The 23583-nt window shown below is 43.9% G+C and carries 24 protein-coding genes; 11 read left to right on the top strand and 13 right to left on the bottom strand.

Annotation, left to right across the window (positions count from 1 at the left end; all coding sequences use genetic code 11):
• Positions 1 to 19: 19 nt before the first annotated feature.
• Together APB76_RS14885 and APB76_RS14880 are read right to left on the bottom strand one after the other, a co-directional pair.
• Positions 20 to 463, bottom strand: a complete 444-nt coding sequence (locus APB76_RS14885; protein WP_082880303.1) for a GNAT family N-acetyltransferase — start codon at positions 461 to 463, stop codon at positions 20 to 22.
• Positions 464 to 560: 97 nt separating this feature from the next.
• Positions 561 to 1646 carry an AarF/UbiB family protein gene (locus APB76_RS14880; RefSeq protein ID WP_054961758.1) on the bottom strand — a complete coding sequence of 362 codons (1086 nt, stop codon included), beginning with the start codon at positions 1644 to 1646 and terminating at the stop codon, positions 561 to 563.
• Positions 1647 to 2098: 452 nt separating this feature from the next.
• On the opposite strand from APB76_RS14880, the gene APB76_RS14875 reads away from it, so the two are divergent.
• Positions 2099 to 3826 carry an ABC-F family ATP-binding cassette domain-containing protein gene (locus APB76_RS14875; protein WP_054961757.1) on the top strand — a complete coding sequence of 576 codons (1728 nt, stop codon included), beginning with the start codon at positions 2099 to 2101 and terminating at the stop codon, positions 3824 to 3826.
• Between the two features lie 58 nt (positions 3827 to 3884).
• Here APB76_RS14875 and APB76_RS14870 read toward each other — a convergent pair whose 3' ends face one another.
• Both APB76_RS14870 and APB76_RS14865 read right to left on the bottom strand, forming a co-directional pair.
• On the bottom strand, positions 3885 to 4673 hold the full coding sequence (locus tag APB76_RS14870) for an MBL fold metallo-hydrolase (protein ID WP_054961756.1): 789 nt from the start codon (positions 4671 to 4673) through the stop codon (positions 3885 to 3887).
• Positions 4674 to 4823: 150 nt separating this feature from the next.
• Positions 4824 to 6440, bottom strand: a complete 1617-nt coding sequence (locus APB76_RS14865; protein ID WP_054961755.1) for an NAD(P)/FAD-dependent oxidoreductase — start codon at positions 6438 to 6440, stop codon at positions 4824 to 4826.
• Between the two features lie 196 nt (positions 6441 to 6636).
• On the opposite strand from APB76_RS14865, the gene fdxA reads away from it, so the two are divergent.
• The 3 genes from fdxA (at position 6637) to APB76_RS14850 (ending at position 9486) form a co-directional block, all read left to right on the top strand.
• Complete coding sequence (gene fdxA, locus APB76_RS14860; protein ID WP_049845779.1) at positions 6637 to 6960, top strand: ferredoxin FdxA; 324 nt, start codon at positions 6637 to 6639, stop codon at positions 6958 to 6960.
• A gap of 395 nt (positions 6961 to 7355) precedes the next feature.
• On the top strand, positions 7356 to 7955 hold the full coding sequence (locus APB76_RS14855; RefSeq protein WP_054961754.1) for a putative periplasmic lipoprotein: 600 nt from the start codon (positions 7356 to 7358) through the stop codon (positions 7953 to 7955).
• 16 nt (positions 7956 to 7971) lie between these two features.
• Positions 7972 to 9486, top strand: coding sequence for a hypothetical protein (locus APB76_RS14850; RefSeq protein ID WP_408058710.1), 1515 nt, complete (start codon positions 7972 to 7974; stop codon positions 9484 to 9486).
• A 323-nt stretch (positions 9487 to 9809) separates the two neighbouring features.
• On the opposite strand, the gene trmY is transcribed toward APB76_RS14850, so the two are convergent.
• Together trmY and APB76_RS14840 are read right to left on the bottom strand one after the other, a co-directional pair.
• On the bottom strand, positions 9810 to 10415 hold the full coding sequence (gene trmY / locus APB76_RS14845) for a tRNA (pseudouridine(54)-N(1))-methyltransferase TrmY (protein WP_054961752.1): 606 nt from the start codon (positions 10413 to 10415) through the stop codon (positions 9810 to 9812).
• A 183-nt stretch (positions 10416 to 10598) separates the two neighbouring features.
• On the bottom strand, positions 10599 to 11333 hold the full coding sequence (locus APB76_RS14840) for an RNA methyltransferase (RefSeq protein WP_049845789.1): 735 nt from the start codon (positions 11331 to 11333) through the stop codon (positions 10599 to 10601).
• A gap of 297 nt (positions 11334 to 11630) precedes the next feature.
• Between APB76_RS14840 and APB76_RS14835 the strand changes: the two genes are divergently transcribed.
• A complete protein-coding gene (locus tag APB76_RS14835) occupies positions 11631 to 12233 on the top strand; it encodes an HD domain-containing protein (RefSeq protein WP_235431353.1) in 603 nt (200 codons plus the stop codon).
• On the opposite strand, the gene APB76_RS14830 is transcribed toward APB76_RS14835, so the two are convergent.
• The 4 genes from APB76_RS14830 to APB76_RS14815 form a co-directional block, all read right to left on the bottom strand.
• Positions 12230 to 12547 (bottom strand): cupin domain-containing protein, encoded by a 318-nt coding sequence (locus tag APB76_RS14830; protein WP_049845791.1) that lies wholly within the window; start codon positions 12545 to 12547, stop codon positions 12230 to 12232. The genes APB76_RS14835 and APB76_RS14830 overlap by 4 nt on opposite strands.
• Positions 12548 to 12586: 39 nt before the next feature.
• Positions 12587 to 13540, bottom strand: coding sequence for an HTH-type transcriptional regulator YidZ (yidZ, locus tag APB76_RS14825; RefSeq protein ID WP_054961751.1), 954 nt, complete (start codon positions 13538 to 13540; stop codon positions 12587 to 12589).
• The gene (locus APB76_RS14820; protein ID WP_157633205.1) at positions 13515 to 14837 is read right to left on the bottom strand and encodes an MFS transporter; all 1323 of its coding nucleotides are present in this window, start codon (positions 14835 to 14837) and stop codon (positions 13515 to 13517) included. Before APB76_RS14820 ends, yidZ begins: the two co-directional genes overlap by 26 nt.
• 309 nt (positions 14838 to 15146) lie before the next feature.
• Entirely contained in the window at positions 15147 to 15341 is a 195-nt protein-coding gene (locus tag APB76_RS14815; protein ID WP_049845793.1) for a hypothetical protein, read from the bottom strand.
• Positions 15342 to 15534: 193 nt separating this feature from the next.
• Between APB76_RS14815 and APB76_RS14810 the strand changes: the two genes are divergently transcribed.
• The 4 genes from APB76_RS14810 (at position 15535) to APB76_RS14800 (ending at position 18675) form a co-directional block, all read left to right on the top strand.
• Complete coding sequence (locus APB76_RS14810) at positions 15535 to 16479, top strand: NmrA family NAD(P)-binding protein (protein WP_054961750.1); 945 nt, start codon at positions 15535 to 15537, stop codon at positions 16477 to 16479.
• A complete protein-coding gene (locus APB76_RS14805) occupies positions 16472 to 17839 on the top strand; it encodes a Na+/H+ antiporter NhaC family protein (RefSeq protein ID WP_054961749.1) in 1368 nt (455 codons plus the stop codon). Before APB76_RS14810 ends, APB76_RS14805 begins: the two co-directional genes overlap by 8 nt.
• A gap of 106 nt (positions 17840 to 17945) precedes the next feature.
• The gene (locus APB76_RS23115) at positions 17946 to 18122 is read left to right on the top strand and encodes a hypothetical protein (RefSeq protein ID WP_167350320.1); all 177 of its coding nucleotides are present in this window, start codon (positions 17946 to 17948) and stop codon (positions 18120 to 18122) included.
• A gap of 19 nt (positions 18123 to 18141) precedes the next feature.
• Positions 18142 to 18675 carry a hypothetical protein gene (locus tag APB76_RS14800; protein WP_054961748.1) on the top strand — a complete coding sequence of 178 codons (534 nt, stop codon included), beginning with the start codon at positions 18142 to 18144 and terminating at the stop codon, positions 18673 to 18675.
• An 86-nt stretch (positions 18676 to 18761) separates the two neighbouring features.
• Here APB76_RS14800 and APB76_RS14795 read toward each other — a convergent pair whose 3' ends face one another.
• Positions 18762 to 19973: a glycerophosphodiester phosphodiesterase family protein gene (locus tag APB76_RS14795; protein ID WP_054961747.1), complete on the bottom strand. Its 1212-nt coding sequence runs from the start codon at positions 19971 to 19973 to the stop codon at positions 18762 to 18764.
• 331 nt (positions 19974 to 20304) lie between these two features.
• Here APB76_RS14795 and def point away from each other — a divergent pair, with 331 nt between their 5' ends.
• The gene (gene def / locus APB76_RS14790; RefSeq protein ID WP_049845798.1) at positions 20305 to 20817 is read left to right on the top strand and encodes a peptide deformylase; all 513 of its coding nucleotides are present in this window, start codon (positions 20305 to 20307) and stop codon (positions 20815 to 20817) included.
• A gap of 104 nt (positions 20818 to 20921) precedes the next feature.
• Here the strand turns inward: def and APB76_RS14785 are convergent, their stop codons facing one another.
• The gene (locus APB76_RS14785; protein ID WP_054961746.1) at positions 20922 to 21524 is read right to left on the bottom strand and encodes a short chain dehydrogenase; all 603 of its coding nucleotides are present in this window, start codon (positions 21522 to 21524) and stop codon (positions 20922 to 20924) included.
• Positions 21521 to 22510 carry a haloalkane dehalogenase gene (locus APB76_RS14780; protein WP_054961745.1) on the bottom strand — a complete coding sequence of 330 codons (990 nt, stop codon included), beginning with the start codon at positions 22508 to 22510 and terminating at the stop codon, positions 21521 to 21523. The genes APB76_RS14785 and APB76_RS14780 overlap by 4 nt, the downstream gene beginning before the upstream one ends.
• A gap of 160 nt (positions 22511 to 22670) precedes the next feature.
• On the opposite strand from APB76_RS14780, the gene APB76_RS14775 reads away from it, so the two are divergent.
• Complete coding sequence (locus tag APB76_RS14775; protein ID WP_049845801.1) at positions 22671 to 23528, top strand: LysR family transcriptional regulator; 858 nt, start codon at positions 22671 to 22673, stop codon at positions 23526 to 23528.
• The last annotated feature ends 55 nt before the right edge of the window (positions 23529 to 23583 follow it).

The raw sequence follows: 23583 nt of genomic DNA, 5'->3' as shown, positions 1-23583 counted from the left end.
ACTACCTCTGCTGAGCAAATTAATTGGCTAAAGGTATCGCCATAACGTGATGATGTGGTTTGCATTCAATGTCTACAACAAACCAACCTATCGAAATGTAAAGAGGCGATACGTTGGTGTTTGCATATAGATACGCTTGCTCTTTCGCTGAGACTTGCTCGACAGCACGATTGATAAGTTGGCGGGCTATCCCTTTACCGCGCCACTTAGGAGCTATAAACACGGCATTTATCCAGATAACTTGTTCTGTGCCATTCGGCTCTTGATATCGAGAGAAAGCCAAACCACCAATAAGTTCCTCATCCTCCATCGCGACAATTACTGGAGGAAGATTAACGTCATCACGATAATGTTCATCGAGCACCAAGTCTGGCCACATAGATTGGAACAGCCTTTCAACTTCCCTCCACTCGGGAACACATTTTCTGATGTTTTTGAGACCAACTTGCAACGTATTATCCATTGTAGCTTCAACCTCTATAATTGATCGTTACCAACTGAAGAACATGTATTAGTGCCATCATATAGTCTCGTGGCCAAATGGCGTGACGCATTTAAACCTATTTAATTTGATACTGTTGAACAAGGCTAAGTTTTTTCCGATAAGTATCGATGAGCTCTAGTTTAGATTTACCTTCATTCTGGTAAAAAATGGCCCCCCGCTCAACCAACTCTGAATAGGCTTCATTGAGCATAGAAAGCACTGTCATTACCCGCTTAATAGTAGTCGGTGTACAACTTTGACCATCAAGATCATCCTCAATATCGAGTACATGCGAGCGAAACATTTCTACTTGGAACAAAGAGTCGAGCTCCTGGTCATTCTCCAATGCTTGCTGGTAGCGTTTAGCGAGATTCTCTTTCTCCGTGAGAACACCTAGATCTGCACTGTTGTTTCTCAGCCAACTTATCTGTTTTATCAGAGTATTGAGCGCTTCGTACTTAACATTTCTAAAAATCTCAATAGACTCGTTGTAAGAGAAATCATTCTCTAACAACCAACCCGACAAGAAGCGAGTCTCGAATCGCTCACAGAAATTAAACATTGGGGCTTCTAGTCCATTGCTGTTGAGTTCTTTAAGTGGATTGAACGAGTACATGTAGCCAAAATCGAACAGCCATAATTTATGCTGCTCATCAACAAGCAAATTGCCTGCGCATAAATCCCATTCAAACAGACCGATCTTTTCGCACGCTGATAAAGTGGAAAACAACTGCGAGAGCATTGAACTCGTTACCTGTTTAACGGGCTCCCCTTCAATCCAGTCAGACAGAATAATGCCTAAGCGATAATCAGCATAAATCGTAGACACTATGCACTCGAAATCCTGTGAAGTTTTTGTATTATCTTTTTGCTGCTGAATATCAAAACGGCGCTGGACTTCGTTAAGGAAGGAATACTGGCCGTCGAGGTTTTTCACTTTCGCCTCTGGCCTCTTTTTCTTAAGGGTGTAATCCTTGCCATCAAATCGAACTCGAAAGACTTCTGCGGTGAGTCCACTTTGGAAGGTGCCAACAACGTAATCAGAGTCAGCAGTGGTAGCTGCCAGTAACTCGGGACCGATAGGGCATTGCTTAGCGCAACCGACAATTAGGTTGCGTTCACTTAGGTCAAACTCTTGCTGTTGTAACTGACGTTGATTCACTGGAGACTCCTTGTCTAGTATGTGTATTTGGTGATTTTATCAACAGCAACATGATGTAAATCCTCCCAAATTTATAAATTTAGGGTTGAGAGACGAGGCGTAAGCCAAAAGTATAAGCCTATGATTGCTATCACGAAGCTATCTTGAACACTGATAGTTTTCTGTACATTGGTGACAATGCCGCTAGAATACTCATCACTGAATAACCAAAAGTGGCAACACTTTTACAACTAACTTAAGGAGGAATTTATGTCTTTGTGGTGTTCAATCAACCCACGCTTTTATGGCATGAAGGCTCGCTCAAGAGTTTTAGATATCGCGCTGCGATAATCTCGACTTGAGCGAAATATCAACTATAGACGAGTAACGTCCCCGAGTACTTTCCCTCAAGCTCGAAGAATTATTGTCAGCACAGACAACGGCCTTTTGCGCCCTAAATTCTTGAGAAAATTATGAGTACTTATTTAACTGCACAATCACTGACTCTTTCTTACACCTTAAACCCTCTGTTTAAAGCACTTTCCTTCACCCTTAATCGTGGTGATAAAATTGGCCTCATCGGTCATAACGGCTGTGGCAAAAGCTCGCTATTAAAGCTACTCAATGGTCAATACGAACCAACTGAAGGTCACATAGCCAAAGCAACTCATTGCCTTATGAGCTATGTAGAGCAACATATTCCAGAGCACCTTTATAGTCAAAGCATCCGTGAAGCCTTAGCGGAAATGTTAAGCATGGATGACGACTGGCGCGCAGAGTTGGTGCTAGCCGAGCTTGGTTTTTCTGACTCTGAGCAAGATATGCCTGTCGCCAATTGCAGTGGCGGTCAGCAGATGCGATTACTCATCGCGAGAGCCATTATCAATCAGCCAGACCTACTACTGCTCGATGAGCCAAGTAACCACTTGGACTTACCTTCGTTGCTGTGGCTAGAGCAATTTCTTTCCAATTGGAAAGGCTCTTTTGTGTTGGTTTCACACGACCAAACTTTGCTGGATCGAGTGACAAATACGACTTGGGTCATGCGAGATCAATCTCTTCATCATTTTGCCCTACCTTGCTCTCTAGCAAGAGCCGCACTGTTTGAGAAAGATCAGCAAGACCAAGCCCGACATGCCAACGAGCAAAAAGAAATAGACCGCATTGAAAAAAGTGCTAAACGACTCGCAACCTGGGGCAAGGTTTATGACAACGAAGATCTCGCCCGTAAAGCAAAAACCATGTTCGCGAGAAAAGAACGCTTAGAGGAAGCTCAAACGGAGTTGACAGAAGGCACACCTTGGCAGCTGATATTGCAAGGTGAAGCTCTGCCTGCCAATCGACTGCTTGAAACCAGCGAGTTTGGCGTTACACCACCTGATAGCCATTTTCATCTATTTGAAATGGTAGAAATGCGCGTAAAAAGTGGTGACAGGATAGCGATTTTAGGAAGTAATGGCTGTGGTAAATCGACCCTGCTTAACCAACTTTACCAATGCTATCTTGCTGAGATAAACCCATTGAGTTCACAGGCTGTCACTTTCCATGACAGGTGTCGCTTAGGTTACTACGACCAGTCTCTTAAGCAACTGAAAGACTCTAATACCCTAAGCGACGCCTTACAGTCCTTTTCATCAGTGAGTAGTGAAATAGCTAAGCGTTCGCTGATTGGTGCAGGCTTCGAGTATGCGCGGCATAGCCAAGATGTGGCGTCACTCAGTGGCGGTGAACGAGCACGCTTATTGTTTATTGGATTAACCTTAGCGAAGTACCATCTGTTGTTTCTTGATGAGCCAACCAACCACTTGGATATGGAAGGAAAAGAAGAACTGATTGCGACTTTGAATGAGTTTAATGGTGCGGCTCTCGTTGTCAGCCACGACCGTAGCCTCATTGAGCAAAGCTGCAATCGTTTCTGGCTAATTAATAATGGAACATTAATTGAGTACCTGAGCGCTGAAGAGGTCTATCAACAGATAGCCGAACATCCTCACACCGCGTTGGCTGTTCAAGCATCAGATAATCAACAGGAATTGAACCCCTTAGATAGAAAGCCAATTGGCGAAGAGCAATTATTGGAGCGTTTGATAGAGCTAGAGACTTTACTTGCAGAAGATCTAGTGCGTAAACCCAAGCATCAAAAGCCCAACCTGCAGCAAGATTGGCGTGAGGAAATAGATAAGATTAGTAGCCAACTTTAACTTAACGAATATGGCACCGTAGGTTACGGTGCCATATTGACTAGCCATACTTCTCAATCTATGTGTGATGAGCAGTTAAATTAAACTCTAATGCAGGTTTGATGAGCTTTGGTGGCGCCAGTTGATGATCTCGTCCTTCCCTTTTCTCTACGAATTGATCACACGAGGTATTCTCGTCAACTAGGATGTTGTCATGCTTTTCTTCGCCTATCGTGGTTCTAAAATGTAGGTTCTCTTCTTGATCAGGGTAATCATGACAAAGGTACACTTCTGTACTGTCCTTTAACTCATAAAGCTTACGTATAGACTCAAACATCTTCTCTGCGCTGCCACCAGGAAAGTCTGCTCGCCCCGTACCATTAAAAAATAAAGAATCCCCAACAAACAATGCATCGCCAATCTTAAACGTTAAGTCAGATTGAGTGTGACCTGGCGTAGCAATCACCTCTAAATGCGAGTTGCCAAAATCCATCTCTTCATTTTCCAATAAGAAATGTTCAAAGTGATAAAGCTCACTGAGGCAAAGCTCGTCCTTCCACTGCGCGTAGACCTCTTTAACCCCTTCTGAGACGTAAATAGGTGCTTGGAGTTCTTTGCTCAAATAAAAAGAACCCGACAAATGATCAGCATGAATGTGCGTCTCTAAGATCGCGACAATATGAAGTTGATTATTCTGGATATGAGCCATAATCTCTTGCGCCGACTCATAACTAATTTCATCACTTTTCACATCATAGTCAGCAACAGGATCAATGATAATCGCTTCTTTTGTTTCATGATCAGCCACGACATAGCTTATGGTTCCAGAATCAGGGTGGAAGAAATGTTGAATATTTTGAGATGCCATTTTGCCTCCTGTACAGGGTCAGATCCGCTGTATAAATCGAGAGGCGGATAGTACTCAGTGTAGACTCATATCAGTCATATTGAGGAACTAAGAAATAAAAAAGGCCCTTCTGCCTTAAAACAGAAGAGCCTAAATATTTGCTTAGTTAGCTTAAGCGTTTTCTAGGTCGGCAACCATTGCCTTAGACAAGGCTTCAGCCACCTTGATACCGTCAATACCTGCAGAAAGGATACCACCCGCATAACCAGCCCCTTCACCCGCTGGGTAAAATCCTTTTAGGTTGATGCTCTGGAAGTCTTTACCACGCTTGATACAAACCGGAGAAGAAGTACGTGTCTCAACACCAGTCAATAGGCCGTCATCAGACGCAAAGCCTTTGATCTTCTTATCAAACGCTGGAATCGCTTCTCGAATCGCTTCAATGGCAAAATCTGGTAGTGCTTTAGAGATATCTGTTAAGTGGATACCTGGTGTAAATGATGGCTGAACGTCACCTATCTCACTTGGATCGCGACCTTTAAGGAAATCACCAATCTTCTGTGCAGGCGCATCATAGTTTTCACCACCTAGTACGTACGCACCAGATTCAAGCTCACGTTGGAAGCGGATACCAGCCAGTGGGTCTCCTGGGTAATCACGCTCTGGGTCGATACCCACCACAATTGCACTGTTTGCATTACGCTCTGAACGAGAGTATTGGCTCATACCATTGGTAACAACACGACCTTCTTCTGACGTAGCCGCTACGACAGTACCACCCGGACACATACAGAAGCTGTACACAGTGCGGCCATTCTTACAGTGGTGAACCAGTTTGTAGTCAGCCGCACCAAGAATTGGATTGCCCGCATTTTTACCAAAACGTGCTTCGTCGATCATCGACTGCTTATGCTCGATTCGGAAACCAACAGAGAAAGGCTTCGCTTCCATGTAAACGCCGCGTTCGTGCAGCATTTCGAACGTATCACGCGCACTGTGACCCACTGCTAGAACGACATAACGAGATTTGATCTCGTCACCGTTAGACAGGGTTAGACCTGTTATTTGCTCACCATCCATGTGGATGTCATCGACGCGAGTGCTAAAACGGATTTCACCACCCAGTTCGATGATTTTCGCACGCATTTTCTCGATCATAGTAACCAACTTAAAGGTACCGATATGCGGCTTACTGACATACATGATCTCTTCAGGGGCACCAGCGGCAACAAACTCAGTAGTGACCTTACGACCGTAGAAGTTTGGATCTTTTACCTGGCTGTATAGCTTACCGTCAGAGAACGTACCTGCACCACCTTCACCAAACTGTACGTTTGATTCCGTGTTTAGAGTGCGCTTACGCCAAAAACCGAAGGTATCTTTTGTACGCTCACGAACCTCTTTACCACGCTCAACAACGATTGGTTTAAAACCCGCTTGGGCAAGAATCAGAGCAGCGAACAGACCACATGGGCCAAAGCCGATAACCACAGGACGTTCCGTCACATTCTCAGGCGCTTTCGCAACGAACTTGTACTCCATGTCTGGAGTTTCTTTTACGTGTGGATCGCTAACGAACTGCTCTAGAAGCGCAGCTTCGTTTTCAGCTACCACATCTAGCGTGTAGATAAGTAGGATGTTGGCTTTTTTACGAGCATCATAGCCACGTCTAAATACATTGTAAGAGATAACTTGGTCTTCAGAGATGCCAAGCTTCTTGGTAATGGCAGCAGTCAGCGCCTCTTCCTCATGATCTAGAGGAAGTTTAATTTCATTTAAACGTATCATGTTGATGTCTCGTATAGATAGGTGTCTTAGCCAAAACCGTTTGACGAACGGTCAGCTCACAATGGCGCGCATTTTACGAGAAATTGAATTGTCTGTCATACTAAATCAAACATATTGAATTTTGCCTTGGGATGAGTATTATCCCCTTTCTCCAAATTCATTAGGTCTGTAGACCCTAAACTCAAGAGCATTCATCATGGCGTTTGTCGTAACTGATAACTGTATCCAATGTAAATACACTGACTGTGTCGCTGTATGTCCGGCAGATGCGTTTCATGAAGGCCCAAACTTTATGGTCATCAATCCAATCGAATGTATTGATTGTGGTCTGTGCGTTGATGAATGCGATGCGCACGCGATCTTCCAAGAAGATGAAGTGCCTGGAGATCAAAAGATCTATGTTGAGCTAAATGCTGAGCTTGCTGAACTTTGGCCAGTGCAAACCGAAGTAAAGCCAGCCATGGATGAAGCCGAAAAATGGAATGGCGTACCAGATAAACTAGGCATGTTAGAAAAGTAGCGAGAAGCGAAGATTTTGAAGGGTTGGCATTTTATGCCAACCCTTTGTTTTCGGGGGCATCCTCAAGAATGAGGAGCGAGTAAGTTGGGTTTCTCTAACTTGTTTTTGGACATAAAATCAGTTTCGGCAAACCAAATACTAGAAATTCCTGAATAACTAAAAGTATCGAAAATCACTAAATCTGATGTCCAGTATTGATAGGGCTGGTCTTTGTGACAATTAACGTGAAAAATACTGCTAGATAAGTATTTACAACTCTTGTTCTGGTTCATGCTCGCTTGCAATTCATTCCGTCTATCACCACCTCTTATATCACCATGCAAATTCTTTATTATTCAGTATATTAGTTTATCAGTATTCTCTAGTGTTTATTTAAAATACTAGGGAAAACAAAAATGAAAAACTGGTTAGTTGGCACTTTATCAGTGATATTAGTTTTAGGTTGCAAAGAATCCAATGAGTCAACTGAAAGTAATGTAGAGCAACCAATTGTTATATCAAACATCGAGAAAACCCCAGAGTTGATCGCAGAGTTAAAGACGCAAGAGACCATTGATGGTCAGCTAAGGCTGCTATACGACAGATTTGAACCCCTGCTCGACCGCAGCGAATCTCTTACTGGTACTGATGTAAATAACGATGGTATCCGCGATGACATTGAGGCATTTATCGATGCGTTAGAAGTCACTGAACCAGTTCGCAAGGCTTTAAAACAAAATGCCCGTCACGCACAAGAGAACCTCTATTACGACTTTTCTGAAAAGACCGATAGTAACATAGATAAAGCTATAGAAATTGGTGGTAAGTATATGAAAATTATCGCTTGTAAGAAGTTTATTGGTATAGATGTTGATGACCGAATAAATACGGGAAGAACCATTAGAGCACTCACCTACAATACCAAAGCTCGTACTATGGCTTACCTTGCTTACAACCATTTACAAGATGGTGCGGTAAGTACTCTTCTAAATGCGGAGGCCAAATACTGTGAATAAGCTAGCCCTCTCATTGATGATAAGTGTTTTATTGCCTCTAAATGCCTATGCAAATAATGCCACTGTAAACTCATGTAAAATCGAAGGCTATACCATAGGGTTCTTTAATGGCGTCGCAACCTCGCGAACTGATGCTGAAGAAAATATAGATAAAATTCAATCCACTCTAGGTATCAGCCAATACAACGGGGAGCCTGTTGAATACCAGCTTTTCTACAACGATTCTTACATTGACGGAAGCGGCCTTAACGTATTGGCCGATTTCGCTGAAACCTTTGACCAAAGAACTTATGAGCTAGAGCAGAAACAATTTGACCGATGGGAAGCGTTTTGGGACATCATTAATGGCAGAGTGAACAGCTCTATCATCCAAAAAATCAGTGCTGCCTTTTCTTGGTTCGGGGGATATGTTAAGGACTCAATCAGCCAAACTCTAAACGTAAAAATTCGAGAATTTCTCGAGGCACTGACATCATTAGTTGATGCCCCCGAAACAAGCCAAACGAGGATGCAGCATCATCTTATAAACGACTCTCAGACGTGGAAAGGAAAAAAACTCATATACATCGCCCATTCGCAAGGAAACTTATGGGTGAATGAATCATACAAGCATGTGACATCTCAGCGCGGCTACGGTGCCGATAACATTCGCGTTGTTCATATCGCTCCCGCTTCACCCACTCTCAGCCCGAACAGTGATTATATTTTGTCAACCTCAGACCTTGTTATTAATGGGCTTCAATTTACAGGGATAGGAAGCGTGCCATTACCCAACACAGTGATAGCACCGAGTGATTTAGACATCGCAGGACACGGACTCATTCCGATTTACCTCACTCACCCGAAATCCATTGAAAAAATCAAAACCTCTGTCGATAAAGCTTTCTCATCTATCACTAAACCCGAGATGCAGCATTTTCTGTTTAAAATTGAGTTCAATTCTAGTGCGAGCTACGAATCACTTCATGAAAACCCCGTTTATGACATTGTTGACACTGCTGCAATTGATGATATTTATCGCTTACGTTCTCCCTCCTCTTACTTAAGCCTAAAGAGTGAATCTTCTTGGCCCAAGAAGAAAGTGAATTCTCATATACAAGATGAAGAAAAATTGTCATTTAGAGTGGAAGAAAATACTGCGGTTTTATTTGATACCTGTAAAAGCCCAAATGAGGTAGTGAGTGACACTCCATCGATCCCCCCGAAAGAGACTTTCTTGTTCATACAATGGCGAAATTTGAAAAGCTTCGAGCCAAGTACAGTCAAAGGCATTTGGAAGTCAAGAAAGATGACCGATAGGTATGGGTTGGAAGAAGAAGACACTGTTGAGTATCCAGACATGAACGATGGGCATTTCATATGCGCAGGTGACGGTGACGGAATTAAGTTAGAGGCAACACAACACTTTTATAGTGAGAAGCAACGTGAATATTTAACCACTCATCATTTATCAGGACGTTATAATGTGGCGGCAAGTTATGAGGCACCTTATCCAAGTTATCTACCTACCAACCTTTGCCAGGGGCATTAATCATTAGCTTTCCCCGTGAGTAAATGTTTATCAACTAATCGGTAAATGACGAATAGAATGTAGTCATGATGACTATTTGCTAACTTCAGGTAACTATTAATAAGGAAAAACAGTATTAGCAAGATGCTGATGAGTATCAACTCTAAATGATAATGGGGCATAAATAAGTTAGCTCAACCTCCCTCGGTAATCACATCAACCAATCTAATTAACTCAAACGTTGAGTTAAAAACTGACAGAGAAGTACTTTCTATCACATACGAAAACGCCCAAAGATATTAACTTTAGGCGCTACTTCTAACAAACAATGCTTCTTAATAAACTTAGTTATACCCTCGTCGATCAAACTCATTATGTATAAGCACAATGCATTGAGACGCAAATAACATTTGAGGCCCAAGGCTGACCTTGCGCGTACCTAAACGCTTTAGGCTATTCCAACTCTTCTTCGGCATCGGTATATGGTCAGTTAATATAAAACACGCGTCACCATCAAACGGCTCGTCATGAATATCAGCCCCTTTTTTATCCAGCAAATAGAGCGTATAGTCTTCTGCTAGGCGCTGAACCAGCTTTTCAAAACTGATGGTTTCGACGCTTAATCCGTCACTCACATTCCGCCTTTCTTCTTTTTTCATACCAACTGAGTGTTCTAGCGCTTTTGCAATTAAAGCGATCAATGCCGATTCATGAAAACCACCAATATTGCGAAGCTGTGAGGATTCAAAGCATAGAGTGCGCGAAAAGTCTGAGGTACTTTCAATGACTAGGTAGACCGTAACATCATCACGATGAGACTGAGCAGTGAAAATTGCATTCATCAATACATGAGCAAGAATTTCGGAATGAGCGTCAGCACCGACTCCAGCAACGAAAGTTTTAGGGTCAGTAGAAGCGGCGCGTGCACGGATTACAAAAGCTTTATTCATAGATAACCATTAGAGCGAAAATTGCCCTCTATATTAACGATGTACAACGCCCTGTCTATCTGCAGTTTTGATTATCTGGCTCGCGTGTTGGGTTTGTTACGAAATACGCTCATAAAGCAACCAACTATTTGAAATAGTATATCGATTAGCTCATGAACTGATACTTATCGGGATTTACTGCTGTTACCCGTGCTGACGACGCAAGTTATCCAAAATAATACCAGTTGCCATCGCCACGTTAAGTGACTCTGCACCACCAAAGGCAGGAATCGTAATCTTGTCGGTCACACATTTAGCCGCTTGCTCGCGAATACCATGCGATTCGCTGCCCATCAGTAAAATACCCTGTGCGGCAAATTGCGTTTTGTGCACGCTTTCACCTTCAAGGAATGCGCCATAAACAGGTAAATTTGATTGCTCTAGGTAGCTTGGAAGATCCAGCAGGCTTACAGTTACACGGCCAAAACTGCCCATTGTGGCACTGATGGTTTTTGGATTGTATGGATCAGCGCAGTCAGTACTTGCGACAATGTGTTTAATGCCGTACCAGTCAGCGACACGGATAATCGTTCCGAGGTTGCCCGGATCAGACACACCATCTAACGCGATCATTAATCCTTGTGCTTTTGGTGTTTCAATACTTGGAATTTCAACCACCGCAATCGCGGCATTGTTGCTGACTAGCGTGCTCGCCTTAGTTAGCTCATCTAATGACGCCTCAATGCACTCAAAGCTACCAAGTTCACGGCGATGCTCAGCAATAAACTCAGCCGTTGCAAAGACTTGCTTTACCGTTAGCGCGCTATTAGCCAACTCAAGTACATTCTTCTCTCCTTGCACCAAAAATAGGCCGTGCGCTTTGCGCTGCTTCTTCTGGCCAAGAGCTCGAAGTAGTTTAAGTTGGTTCTTTGAAATCATAATCTTTCCACAATGAAGGGCTAACCCAAATAAAAGCGCGGCAATTATAGAGTAAAGCGATACAGAGCTAAAGAGGCTAGTCTATATCTCTGTTCCGCTTCATATATAAAACCGCTAACGCTCGCTTCTCCGCACTCACTCAAATCCAATGCGAGACAGATGAAAAGAAAGCTCGTCCCACATATAAATAAACGTTCCCACTAATGGCCGAAAGTGACAGTCACTATGTTAAGCTCTAGCAAATCAACCTCTATAGTAGGAACTCGTGTGGAAACTGTTGAAAAGTACACTCAAGCAATGTTTGAGTTTATTGAAAAGGAAATGGTTCAAGATCCCGCGCACGACATCAATCATGTAACTCGTGTCGTCAAAACAGCGAACAACCTATGTGAGCAAGAAAACGCAAAACTAGAAGTGGTTCTGCCAGCCGCTTATCTGCATGATTGTTTCACCTTCGCTAAGAACCATCCCGAGCGCAGTAAAAGCTCTGTGGTCGCAGCCGACAAAGCAATCGAATTCCTTACCTCCATCCGCTACCCAGCTCAATACTTAGATGCAATCCATCATGCGATTGTTGCGCACAGTTACAGCGCAAATATCACGCCGCAAACGTTGGAAGCGCAAATTGTGCAGGATGCAGACCGCCTTGATGCCTTAGGGGCGGTAGGGATTGCTCGCTGCCTACAAGTAAGTACTAACTTTGGTGCAAGCTTATACAATTCAGACGATCCATTTTGTGAAACTCGAGAGTTTGATGATAAAAACTACACTGTCGATCACTTCTACAACAAGCTGTTTAAACTCGAGCAGATGATGAACACTGACGCCGCTAAAAAAGAGGCAAGAATCAGAACTCAGTACATGCGCGCGTATTTAGCCCAACTCGCGAGTGAAATTTAGCCTTTGTAGAAAACCGCTAGCCAGACCGTTATCTCGTCTTGAGCGGTCTGTTTCACTTTATGTTTGCAGTGTGCGGGGATATTGGCATGATCGCCCTGCTCAAGCTTAACGATACGACCATCTTCAAACTCAATCACACCAAACCCAGACAAAACCATCACCCACTCGCTCTCATCTTGATCATACCAACCAGACTCCGGTGAGCTTTGACCATGAGAGAGGATTCGTTCGATCCGTACATCCTTACCCTTAACGATATCTTCAAATTGCTCTTCATTAAGAGAGTCAGGCAAGTTCGCAAGCAAATTAGTCATCGTCGCTCCTTGTAAAGTTTTATCGTTTCTAATTTAAATCTATTGGCCGTAGAGGTTTTTAATCGTATCTCGCAGCCACTTTATCTTTGGATTGCGATTATTGCGTTTATGCCAAATCATAGTGAATGGGATCTTAAGTTTCTGTTGCTGCTCCTCATCTAATGGAATCGGCATGGCAACCAGATCTGGGTGGAGTTGCTGGCAATATTTCTGACAGTATTTTGGGGCGGTGGTGATCATCTCATGGCCTGCTTTTTCAGCAACAAACAGTGCCTGCTCAAACCCCGACATGGTCAAGTTGACGTTGCGGCTCAACCCTAACTCTATCAATATTTCATCCAGTGCCCAGCTCTCACTTTTCTCCCACGTCACATTAATGTGTGGGTAGCTGAGAAACGTCTCCAAGTTCCACTCCTGCTCAAGCGCGGGGTGATCTTTACGTAGATAAACCAAGGGCAAGTCAGTAAAGAGTACTTCAAAATTGATGTAGTAAGGCAGCAGTTCAAGAGACTCTTTTGAACGAGGGTGGCTCTCTCTACCCGTAAAACCAATATCGACATCACCACGGGCAATAGCCTCTAGAGAGTCATAGTCCCAACTGGTAAATTTTATCTTAGAGTCTGGGTATGTTTGGTGAATTCGCTTGGTCAATTCATCAACCATGATCAAAGATAAGGGAGACTCTACCCCAAGATTAAACCGCACACCTATTGGTGCTTCATCACCACGTCTTGAGACGATTTGGCTGCCAATAAGTAGCCAGTCAGAGAGGCTCTCTTCCATGCTACTCGCGAGTGGCGTGGGTCTTAAACCCTGCGGAGTATTGACGAACAATGGATCATCAAACCAATCACGCAACTTGCCCAATGCCTTGCTTACCGTTGAAGGCGTGACATTGAGCTTCTTTGCCGTTTTGGTCACACTCTGCTCTTGTAGCAACAATTGCAGAGTGAGCAAGAGATTCAGATCAAGGCGTGCAAGTGATTTCTTCATGAAGATCGCTACGTGGTTGATTTGCCCCTAATAATATTAAAGCGATGCCGATAACGCCACCAGCAACCAATGCAATTAGCAACATATTTACCGCAGACACACCAATCCATGCCATAAACCATATATATAAGGCGGAACAACACACTTGCGAAATACCCAGTACCGAACTGGCTAAACCGGCTTTGTTGGAAAAAGGGCTAAGTGCTTGACTCATCGCGACACCAAATCCCATAGAGAACCCCATACTAACCAATCCAAAACCTAGCATGTAAAGCGTCGAGCTATCGCCATTCAAGTGAGCCGCGAGGATGACGATAGCCGACGTCAAAGTAATGATTTGTGAGCCTAGTAACAAGGTTCCTTGCTTAAAGTAAGACAGGGCAATGGGTGCTGAGAATGAAGTTGACATCCCCACCATAGCCAAGAGCGCCATTGCTGTTGAGTATTCACCGCGGCTGAAGTTCAGTGTTTCCATGACAATCATTGGAGACGTATTTACATAGGTAAGAATTGCCGTCACACCAAGCGAGGTAAACAAAACTCTTGAGAGGAAATAACGATCCCATAGCGTCTCGTTAGAACCAGACTCTTCGCTGTTAGGCTGATCATTTGGCTGTTTTGACAAGGTTTCTTTCAACACAAACGTCGCAATCAAACAAACTAAAACACCCATTGCCGCCATCGCACTAAACAGGACAGGCCAAGGAAACTTCAGCATGATTAAGTGCCCAATGACTGGTGCTAAAACAGGAATCATACAGGTGATGCCATTCAACATAGAAAGCACTTTAGCGCGCTTTTGATCGTCTAGCGTGTCGCGCAAAATAGCGAAGGCCACCACGTAACAACACCCTGCCCCTACGCCTTGGAAAAAACGCATCATCAGGAAAGCATCACTGGTTTGAGATGCGCCACCGAGCCAGGAAGAAATAGCAAAAACAATGGCACCAGCAATAGCAACAGGCTTACGTCCGAAATGGTCAGCAAGTCGACCAACAAACAGCATCATCATCGCCATGCCTGACAAGTAGATAGAAAACGCCATATGAAGCTGCGACTGCGTTGCGGTTAGATCGGCGGCTATTTGAGGTAACCCAACAAGATAGAGGTCAATGGCCGTAGGATAAAGAAGCACAAAGGAAAATGCGCATAAAAGGAATCGGGACATAGCTACCTCACTTATATAGTAATCGTTTGCGAGGATAATATTCGATAGTCCACCGTTTGGCGCGTTGCCATTGTGACAACAAGCATTTCCAATTACGACATCGATAAAAACGGCTGTCTTCTCTCTCATCGGGTATTGATTAACCTAAGCCACTGCACTGAAATAAAGAGTTAATTTTCATAAGATATACAGTTATTTAAACAGCATTAGACAATCAATATGGAAAACTTAATTTCAAAGGAATGGAAGCCTATCGCCAGTGTTGAGTCGCCATGGATATTGGCCAAAATAGGAAACCACTAAGCAGTATCATCGTAGAGCAGATAGTCGCTAGTTATGGCTCAACCAGAGGTTATGGATTTGCTGAGTTTGCTCGCCAATTGATCGTTCAAAAAAAGACGTAGTAGGGAAACCAACTACGTCTTCGCTATGAATCTTTTACTCTTCCCCTTGAGAGATAGGCAGTCGCTTATCTTTTAAGTTGGTGTATATGTGGGCTTGATTTCGTTCGATCATGACCATGGCAAGAAGAGGATTTAGCGCACGCACTTCCCCTTTCATATAGTGAACTGGGACGTCCCACGGGTTGTTCTGGTATAAACCATTTTCGTCAAATTGGACAAGAAACTCCATGCTTACCTCCTAACACATCGAGCATCCCTTAAGTTTAGCCCTAAGTCATGATTTTATCATTAAATGAGACAGGGTTTTACTCCCCCCTCTTTCGTAGTTCAACATTTACCATTTTTAGGCTCATGTTGACCAAGACAAACATTCACCACACCAATAAGATTCTGCTCTACAAGTCGCTGTAAGGAGCCAGAATATGTATCAGTTTGAAAAGCAACGCGTCGCTGTAATAGGTGCAGCTGGTCAAGTTGGTAAGCCATTGACCCAAGGGTTATTGTCATTGGGGCACGATGTGGTTTTACTTTGTCGAACTAAGCCATCAGGACTTAATCCTCAGTTGCTAGAGTTTCAAAAGCAAGGTGCTGAACTGATCGTCCTAGAAACACTGAACGATAAATCCACGTTACGCAGGGCGTTGGCAGAGTGTGACACCTTAATCTGTGCCGTCCCTGGATCGAAGTCCATCATCACTCATGACGAACCATTGTGGTTAGAAGCCGCGGTAGAAGCAGGTGTTGACCGCTTTGTTCCCACCGAGTTTGGGGCACATACCCAAGCAATCGAATACGGTGAGGGAGAAATTTTTGATCATAAAAAAGCGCTTCACCAAAAGATATTCGATAGCGGAATTGGTTGGACTTTCTTCTACAACGGGGGAATTTTCGACTACTTTTTGCCGAACCTGCGCTTTTTCGACAGCATTACGACTTTTGGTGATATGAGCTTCCCAATCTACACCCATCATATCAATGATATTGGCTATTGCGCCGCGCTCGCTCTGACAGATAAACGTACACTTAACCACTGCGTTCAAATGGATTTCTCCAGCTTGAGTCAAACAAAGATGCTTCAACTGCTTGAGTCTAATTTCCCGAACCATCCATTTGAGTATCATAACTACAGCACAGCGTACATTACTCATGCTAACTTAACTTCAGGTAATGAGGTATCGGCAAAGAAGGGGGCCGAAACTGATAAAGAACGCTGGGGGATCAACAACGTAATTTACGTACTCAACAAACTGGCGGCTTTCGACGAAGGTACACTTCGAACCAGTGATTTGTTTCCAGATTTCGAGCTAAGTTATACCGTCGAACAAGCGCTTTCAGATCCTCAATTCGTCTTTGAAGACCATGACTAACTGGCTTCCCTTACTGCCTCCTTTGGTGGCAGTTACGCTTGCGATTGCCACTCGACAGGTCTTTCTAGCTATCGCCACAGGATTGTTAACAGCTAGCATTATTCTTCAGCACAATCTATTCTCAGGCGTCACGGCTAGTTTCGATGCTATTGCGATGGTTTTCTCCTCTCGCTATGCGGTGAAAAGCCTGCTGTTTATTGCCATGATAGGCGCACTGAGCAATGTGATGAATCAATCTGGCGGGCTTAACAACTTACTCCAATTCTTAAGTGAGAAACGGGGAATTGTGCGCTCTCCTGCTTCGGCTCAATTATTCACTTTCTTTATGGGATTATTGATGTGTCTTGAAGGAATAGGCTCTATGATGATGGTCGGCATGGTAGGTAAACCGCTTTTCGCCCGTCACGGTCTTTCAAAAACTAGGTTGGCTTACTTTGCCAACAGCACTGGCTCGCCAATAGCTTGGCTGAACCCAGCCAGTGGCGCTGGTGTTATGTTAGCAGGCCTAATAGCAGCCCAGTCGGGAGGCCACTTACAAGCAGTAAAGCCTATTAGCACACTAGTGGCGGCTGTGCCTTATCAATTCTATTCTCTACTTGTATTGCTTTCAGTCCCTGTGCTCGCTTTGACAAAACAAAAGACTCAAGACAATACGCAGCTAAAACACCAAGACAGGCAACCTCAATCACCTGAATCAATCAACCACTGGAAGCTAATTGGTGGTGCACTCCCTATCACGCTGCTGCTCGCTTCTGTCATTGCTATTTGCTGGACAACTGGCAGCGGTAGCGTCATGAAAGGTGATGTCAGTGATGCAGTCTACTGGGGCGGCTATATTGCCCTAATTGGCAGCGGGATCTACTACTCACTAATTGGGATAAAGGTGGCACAATACATTGAATGGTGCATTGATGGCATAAAAGGCATGGTTCCGGCGCTAGTCATACTGATCCTGGCAATGGCTTTAAGTCAGGTCATTGGCAAACTGGGGACTGGAGCACTCCTATCTAAGCTGCTTTCTGATACTCTGCCATTGTGGCTTATCCCTGCTGTCGTGTTCTCTGTAGGTATATTTATCTCCTTTTCCACGGGTAGCTCGGGAGCTACTGTGAGTATTCTCGCTCCTCTCGCAATCGGCCTTGCTCTTCATTTACATTTACCTGTCGCCATAGTATTGGGTGCCGTTCTTTCTGGCGCAGTGTTCGGTGATCAAAACTCACCTATTTCTGATTCAGTCATTGTCGCTGCAAGCGCCGCGGGATGCGAACCACAGCAGCACTTTATGACTCAATTACCCATAACCTGTTCATTAGCGGGTTTTGCCATGGGAGGCTACCTATTACTAGGAGTGACTCTGTAGTCGCTATTTGAGTCACATTCTGACAACTCTTATATAGATGACGTCTATTAAGATCGTCGTGCTAGCTATACTTAAAGCAGATGGTTAATCTGATGAGGTAGCTGACATGGACTTTACAGAAAAACTTCGGTTGCGCGGCAAAGCGGAAGAAGATCTCTACTTCGCCAAGCTAGATCGACAACTAATTGAAGCGATGCATGAAAAGCAGAAACACGAATATGACCATTTAAGCTCCGAAGAACTCGATACTCCGAGAGTAGACAGTATACTGGACAGCAAGTAGCCCTCATACTGAAATACTTATGGAAAATATCGAATATATCAGAGCTTTAATACCCCTGCTAATGCTTGCATTTTTTGCGGTTTTGAAAAGCCATAAGGAGAGCACACGTGAGCGCTTTCCTGATATGAAAGGAGTACAAATTTCCTTTCTGGGCTTGGTCATTTCTTGGTTCACAATACTCATCGCCCTATTTCTATTCACACAACTCGTTATTGACCCACCCGCGTCGTTCTACATGGCTTTGTTTATGTTTGTATTGGTTTTCGCTATGGTCGTGATAGCCCTACAGCAACTGAGTTATCAACTACTGTTCGATGATCAAAGGCTGATTATTAGTCGCGTTTTAGGAAAAACAAAACAATGTCGCTTTGCGTCAGTTATCGAAGCGAAAGAGAAGTGGTATGCGAGCGAAGGAGGAAGCAACCGAGTTGTGTTTCTCAAACTCGCCACAGGAAAGGTGAGAATACCTATTTCCATGCTAGGCGGTTTACATCATCACGAGTTAGAAAATCTATTGACAGAACTGCTAGATAACTCAAAAATTGACGCGTAGCAAAATACCTTCGAGATCATGTAAAAAGGGCTCGAAAGCCCTTCAATTCCTATCCAAAATATCTTGCGCTAAGACAGAGTGTTCCCTTAGATGTCCATACAGTTCGCGTAGTAGGTTACTGTTGATGGCCAATCACTGAATACACCCAGAACGCCAACATCTTTCGCCAATACATCCAACACTTTCATCATGTCCCCATCTTGGTTGATTTGCTCAGTCACACTTTGGTAATACCAACCGCCGCCTTGTGCCAGTGGCCCCGAGCGCTCAAGTGTCCATGCAATAATATCTAGATCTGCTTGTTTGGCTAGCTTCGCGTATTCTGATGCAACAATCGCATTCTTATTGTCCAACTGAATAAGCGCGTATAGAGGAGGAGCAATGATCTGTACACCGTCTTTAGATAGCGCTTTCATGTTCTCTAGTGTCGCGGTAAAGCCTTCTAGGTTGTATACGCGATCGTCGAGGTAAACGGCTTGCTGACCAAACTCAGGTTCGTTTTTAATCCAGTATTTCACGTCATCTAGGTTGAATGACTGAACATAAGCGTCTTTTGCTGTAAACCCTGCCGCTTTCAGCTCATCAATTAACTTCTGCGCATAATTCTCTTGGCTGAAGCCTTGGTAAGGCATCTCAACTTTTGCCGACTTTAGCTCTGGTGTCACCTTCACACCATACTTTTTGAACAGTGCTGCACTTTCAGCGTGGGTCATCAAAGTACCGGTTTGTGAGTATAAATCGGTGCGCCAACCAGGCGTCCCATTCATGTACTCTTCAATTGTTGTCGCTTTAGGGTTGGCGCCATCCATTTTGCCTTTCAAAGTTTTGAACTCAGCCAATGTAAAGTCTGAAGTGCGGCACTCTACTTGGGCATCCTCGCCAGTCTCAGGATTCGCTGGTTTAAACGGCACTGAACATTTCTTAGCAAGTTCAGGATGAGCGAGAACGTCGGTTGTGGTGTGGAGATCGCTTTGCGAATGACGACATACCAGTTGTTTATCTTTGGTAAAAGTCACATCACATTCCAGTATCCCAGCTCCCATCGCAATCGCAGCAAGGTACGACTCTTTGGTGTGCTCGGGAAATTGCATGGCTGCACCGCGGTGACCAATCGAAAAATCACTACGATAAAATGGGCCGTCACTGCAGCTTTCTAGCTTGGTTTTAAGTGGGCTCTCTTCCATATCACTAACGAGATAAAGAGGGCGAGGGCCGACTTGTGCGGGTTCACTGCCTGCCATAACAACTGAACTCACACCTAATAATAAAGTAATACCACTGGTTAATATTTGCTTCATCGGTTTCTCCTTGCAGCAAATTATTTTATTGATTTTTAATCTACTCTGCCAACAACGGTTTACGTCCGTTTTACAGATTTGTGTCCAATAGACTAAATCAGACCAGTTGATCTATTGCACTCGCTATACCAAACTTTTTAGTTTTAAAATTCAATAACATAAAAACCATCACACTATTGGCTCTTTGTATTGAGTTATTTATACCTATCACCTTAAAAAGACTGTTTGTCGCAGCAGATGTCCCCCATAAAGAAGAGAATTAAGACTCACATCGTTTGGGTATTTTCAGTTAGAATTCAGAGTTTTGATACCTCGAGAGGAAACATAGTACGTGGCAATATTAGAAGTTCTTACTGCACCAAACCCACGCCTTAAGATTCAAGCCGAGAAAGTTCAAGACATTACATCGGTTCAAACTCTTATCGATGATATGCTCGAAACTCTCTACGCTACAGACAATGGTATTGGCTTGGCTGCTACTCAAGTTGGCCGCAAAGAAGCAGTAGTGATCATTGATCTTTCGGATAATAGAGATGACCCGCTAATCTTAGTTAACCCCGAAGTCATCAGTGGTGAAAACAAAGCTCTCGGCCAAGAAGGTTGCCTGTCGGTGCCTGACTACTACGCGGAAGTTGAACGTTTTACTTCTGTGGTTGTTTCTGCACTGGATCGAGAAGGAAATCCGATCACAATTGAAAGTAATGAGTTCCTAGCCATTGTGATGCAACACGAAATAGACCACCTCTCTGGTAATCTATTTATCGACTATCTGTCCCCCTTGAAGCGTCAAATGGCGATGAAGAAAGTCAAGAAATACGTTAAAGCCCAAACCAAAGCATCTTAATGCTATTCGATAAAGCAGTGATGTAAACTCAGCTTAAGTGCATGCTTTATAGCTAACAATACCCAGTAAAACAACTTTTGCTGGGTATTACCGCTTTCGCAAAACTACTGAGATAAAACAGCATCAAAGATTTGTCCGTTGTCATTCCCTTCAATACTTTGTTGATAGAATTTAGCCACTTCACATACGGGAATTCCTGTGCTGCTGTCAACACCCCACTGCTCCAGTGTCTCTTTAACAACAGCTGGACTGACCGCATTGATACGTTTGCCCCCTTCAAGCTCTAAAGCAGCAACGCCGACAAACGCGTTGATACCAGCCACACCGATAGAAATAGCTGCTGTTCCCGCCATTGGGTAGTTGGCAGCCTGACCAGAAGTCAAGGTAATGGAGCCGCCATCTTTCAAATATTCCAGACCTATACGAACTAGGTTAACCTGCCCCATCAACTTACCCTTTAGGACTTGCGCATAACCTGAGCTTGGCATGTCTGCGATGCTGCCCATTTCACCGTTACCCGCCATTGAAACAATCGCATCAACCTGACCAACTTGCTCAAACAAAGCTCTGATAGAGGCTTGGTCTTCAATGTCGACTGTAACCTCTCCACGGCTATGCCCAACCGCTATCACTTGATGATTCTGACTTAGTTGGTTGACGACTGCTTGTCCAATGACACCATTTGCTCCGATTGCTAATACTTTCATGCTATTACCTTCTCTTGTTTATATTGTGTTTGCTCTAACCAATCGACCATTTTTTTTGCTAGCTCGACAGATTGATCTTCTTGTAAAAAGTGGGATGCGTTGTTTATCGTGATATGTGGTTGACCTGAAGCTCCAGAGAAATTGTTCTGGAATTTCTCGTCGTAACCTTGTCCGGCAAGGAATGGGTCTTGATCGCTAAATAGCGTCAACACAGGCTTGCGCCACTGCTTAAGTTTTATCCAATCCTTATTCACTTCATCAAGTTCAGCCGCAACGATTTCAGGCATTTTGCGTGGTGCTGCATAGAACTCAGGTGACGGGAACGGTGCATCGTAGGCTCGCATTTCTTCACTACTCAGCTCTTTAGTCGTCAGTATTTGGATGACCTTGCCAATCTCGAGTTGTTCGCTATGTCTAAAGTAGCCAGCCCAATTGCCGTAGTTGATCTTGTTTGCCAATTTATCTAGCGTCGCTTTACCTGCCGCAGCAGCCATTACCTTCAACACTTTTGGCACCATAAACTTTTCTAAGCCGTTCATTTCAGCGAGAGCAGTATTGGCAACCACAAGCCGATCTAACCATTGAGGTTCGTTCGCTAAAGCGCGTAAGCCAATCATCCCACCCCAATCCTGCATGAATGCCGCACCATGGCGAACACCAGTTTGACGAATAAAACTTGTCATCCAACGAACATGGTTTGCGTAGGTGTGCACGTCACTTGTCGCTGGCTTATCAGACTTACCAAAGCCTATTAGGTCAGGGGCAATGACGCGATATCCTGCCTTTACTAGCACGGGCACCATATGACGATAGAGATAGCTCCACGAAGGCTGACCATGAAGCAAAAAAATAACTTGTGCGTCCTTCTCTCCCTCGTCAATAAAGTGCATTTTCATTCCCTCAACCTCGACATAGTTAGGGGCAAATGGGTAGTCAGGTAGGTCGACAAATGCGCTATCTGGGGTCGTTAAAATCTGGAAAGTCATAGTCTCACTCCTTAATGTTCAAAATAATTGGCCATCTTCTACCTGTGCAAACAAACCGCTTGGTTGAACCGAGTGTTTGCTGGCGATGGAGTTACTTTAGAAGAGAAACATGAACGAAAAAAGCATAGCTTTTAGACCAAAATGGTCATATTATTAGACCATGATTGCTTTAGAACATTTGCACGTTGTTAACGTGATTCATCAGGAAGGGAGTTTTCGCCAAGCAAGTGAGAAACTCTTCAAGGCACGTTCTGCGGTGTCTTATTCTGTTAAGCAGGTTGAAGAACACTATCAAATAGAGATTTTTGATCGTGACACTTACCGCCCGACTCTTACCCGAGAAGGTAAAGTGCTGCTGCAAAAAATACAGCGGCTATTAGATGCGGCTAATGAGTTCGATTTATTTGCCCGTCAGATGAACAGTGAAACTGAGACTGAACTAAGAATCAGTATCAGCGCTATTTTCCCAACAGACAAAGTTACCGCTCTGCTAAAACAACTAAAGCAATCCTACCCCGATACTGTTATCCACCTAGACGTTGAAACTGCATCTGGCGAGCGGATGTTACTAGATGATAAAGTCGACATTGGCATCTATGCCGCGATGGAGTTGAATCAAGAGATCGTTGAGTATCGCCGTGTTGATACTCTGATACTGCCAGTCTACGTGTCCGATCAGTTCCCGTTATCGAACCAAGCAAGGCTCAACCCAAACCACCTCTATGACTATCCACAAGTGATCGTAAAATCATCATATAAAACCAGCCCTGACTCAGGAATAGTGAAACAGGCTCTACAATGGTATGTATCTGATCATCATACGAAAAAATCACTGATAAAGAGTGGCCTAGGATGGGGAAGACTGACCACTCATGAAGCCGAGCACGAACCAACTTTGACCTTAGTTCCTAGCTTCGAGCCACTCAATGTGCCTATTTATGTCGCGCGCAAGAAGACTACCGCGCTAGGGCCCGTCGGTTTGTTGGTCTGGGAGTACTTTAAAACCATCGACAAGTAGGGTAACTCATCATCTAGAACTACAATTGCTAGCTTCGCCATCTAAACCTTTGAAA

The organism is Vibrio bivalvicida (assembly GCF_001399455.2).
GTDB classification, from domain to species: domain Bacteria; phylum Pseudomonadota; class Gammaproteobacteria; order Enterobacterales; family Vibrionaceae; genus Vibrio; species Vibrio bivalvicida.
This window is presented reverse-complemented; position numbering and strand designations above follow the sequence as displayed.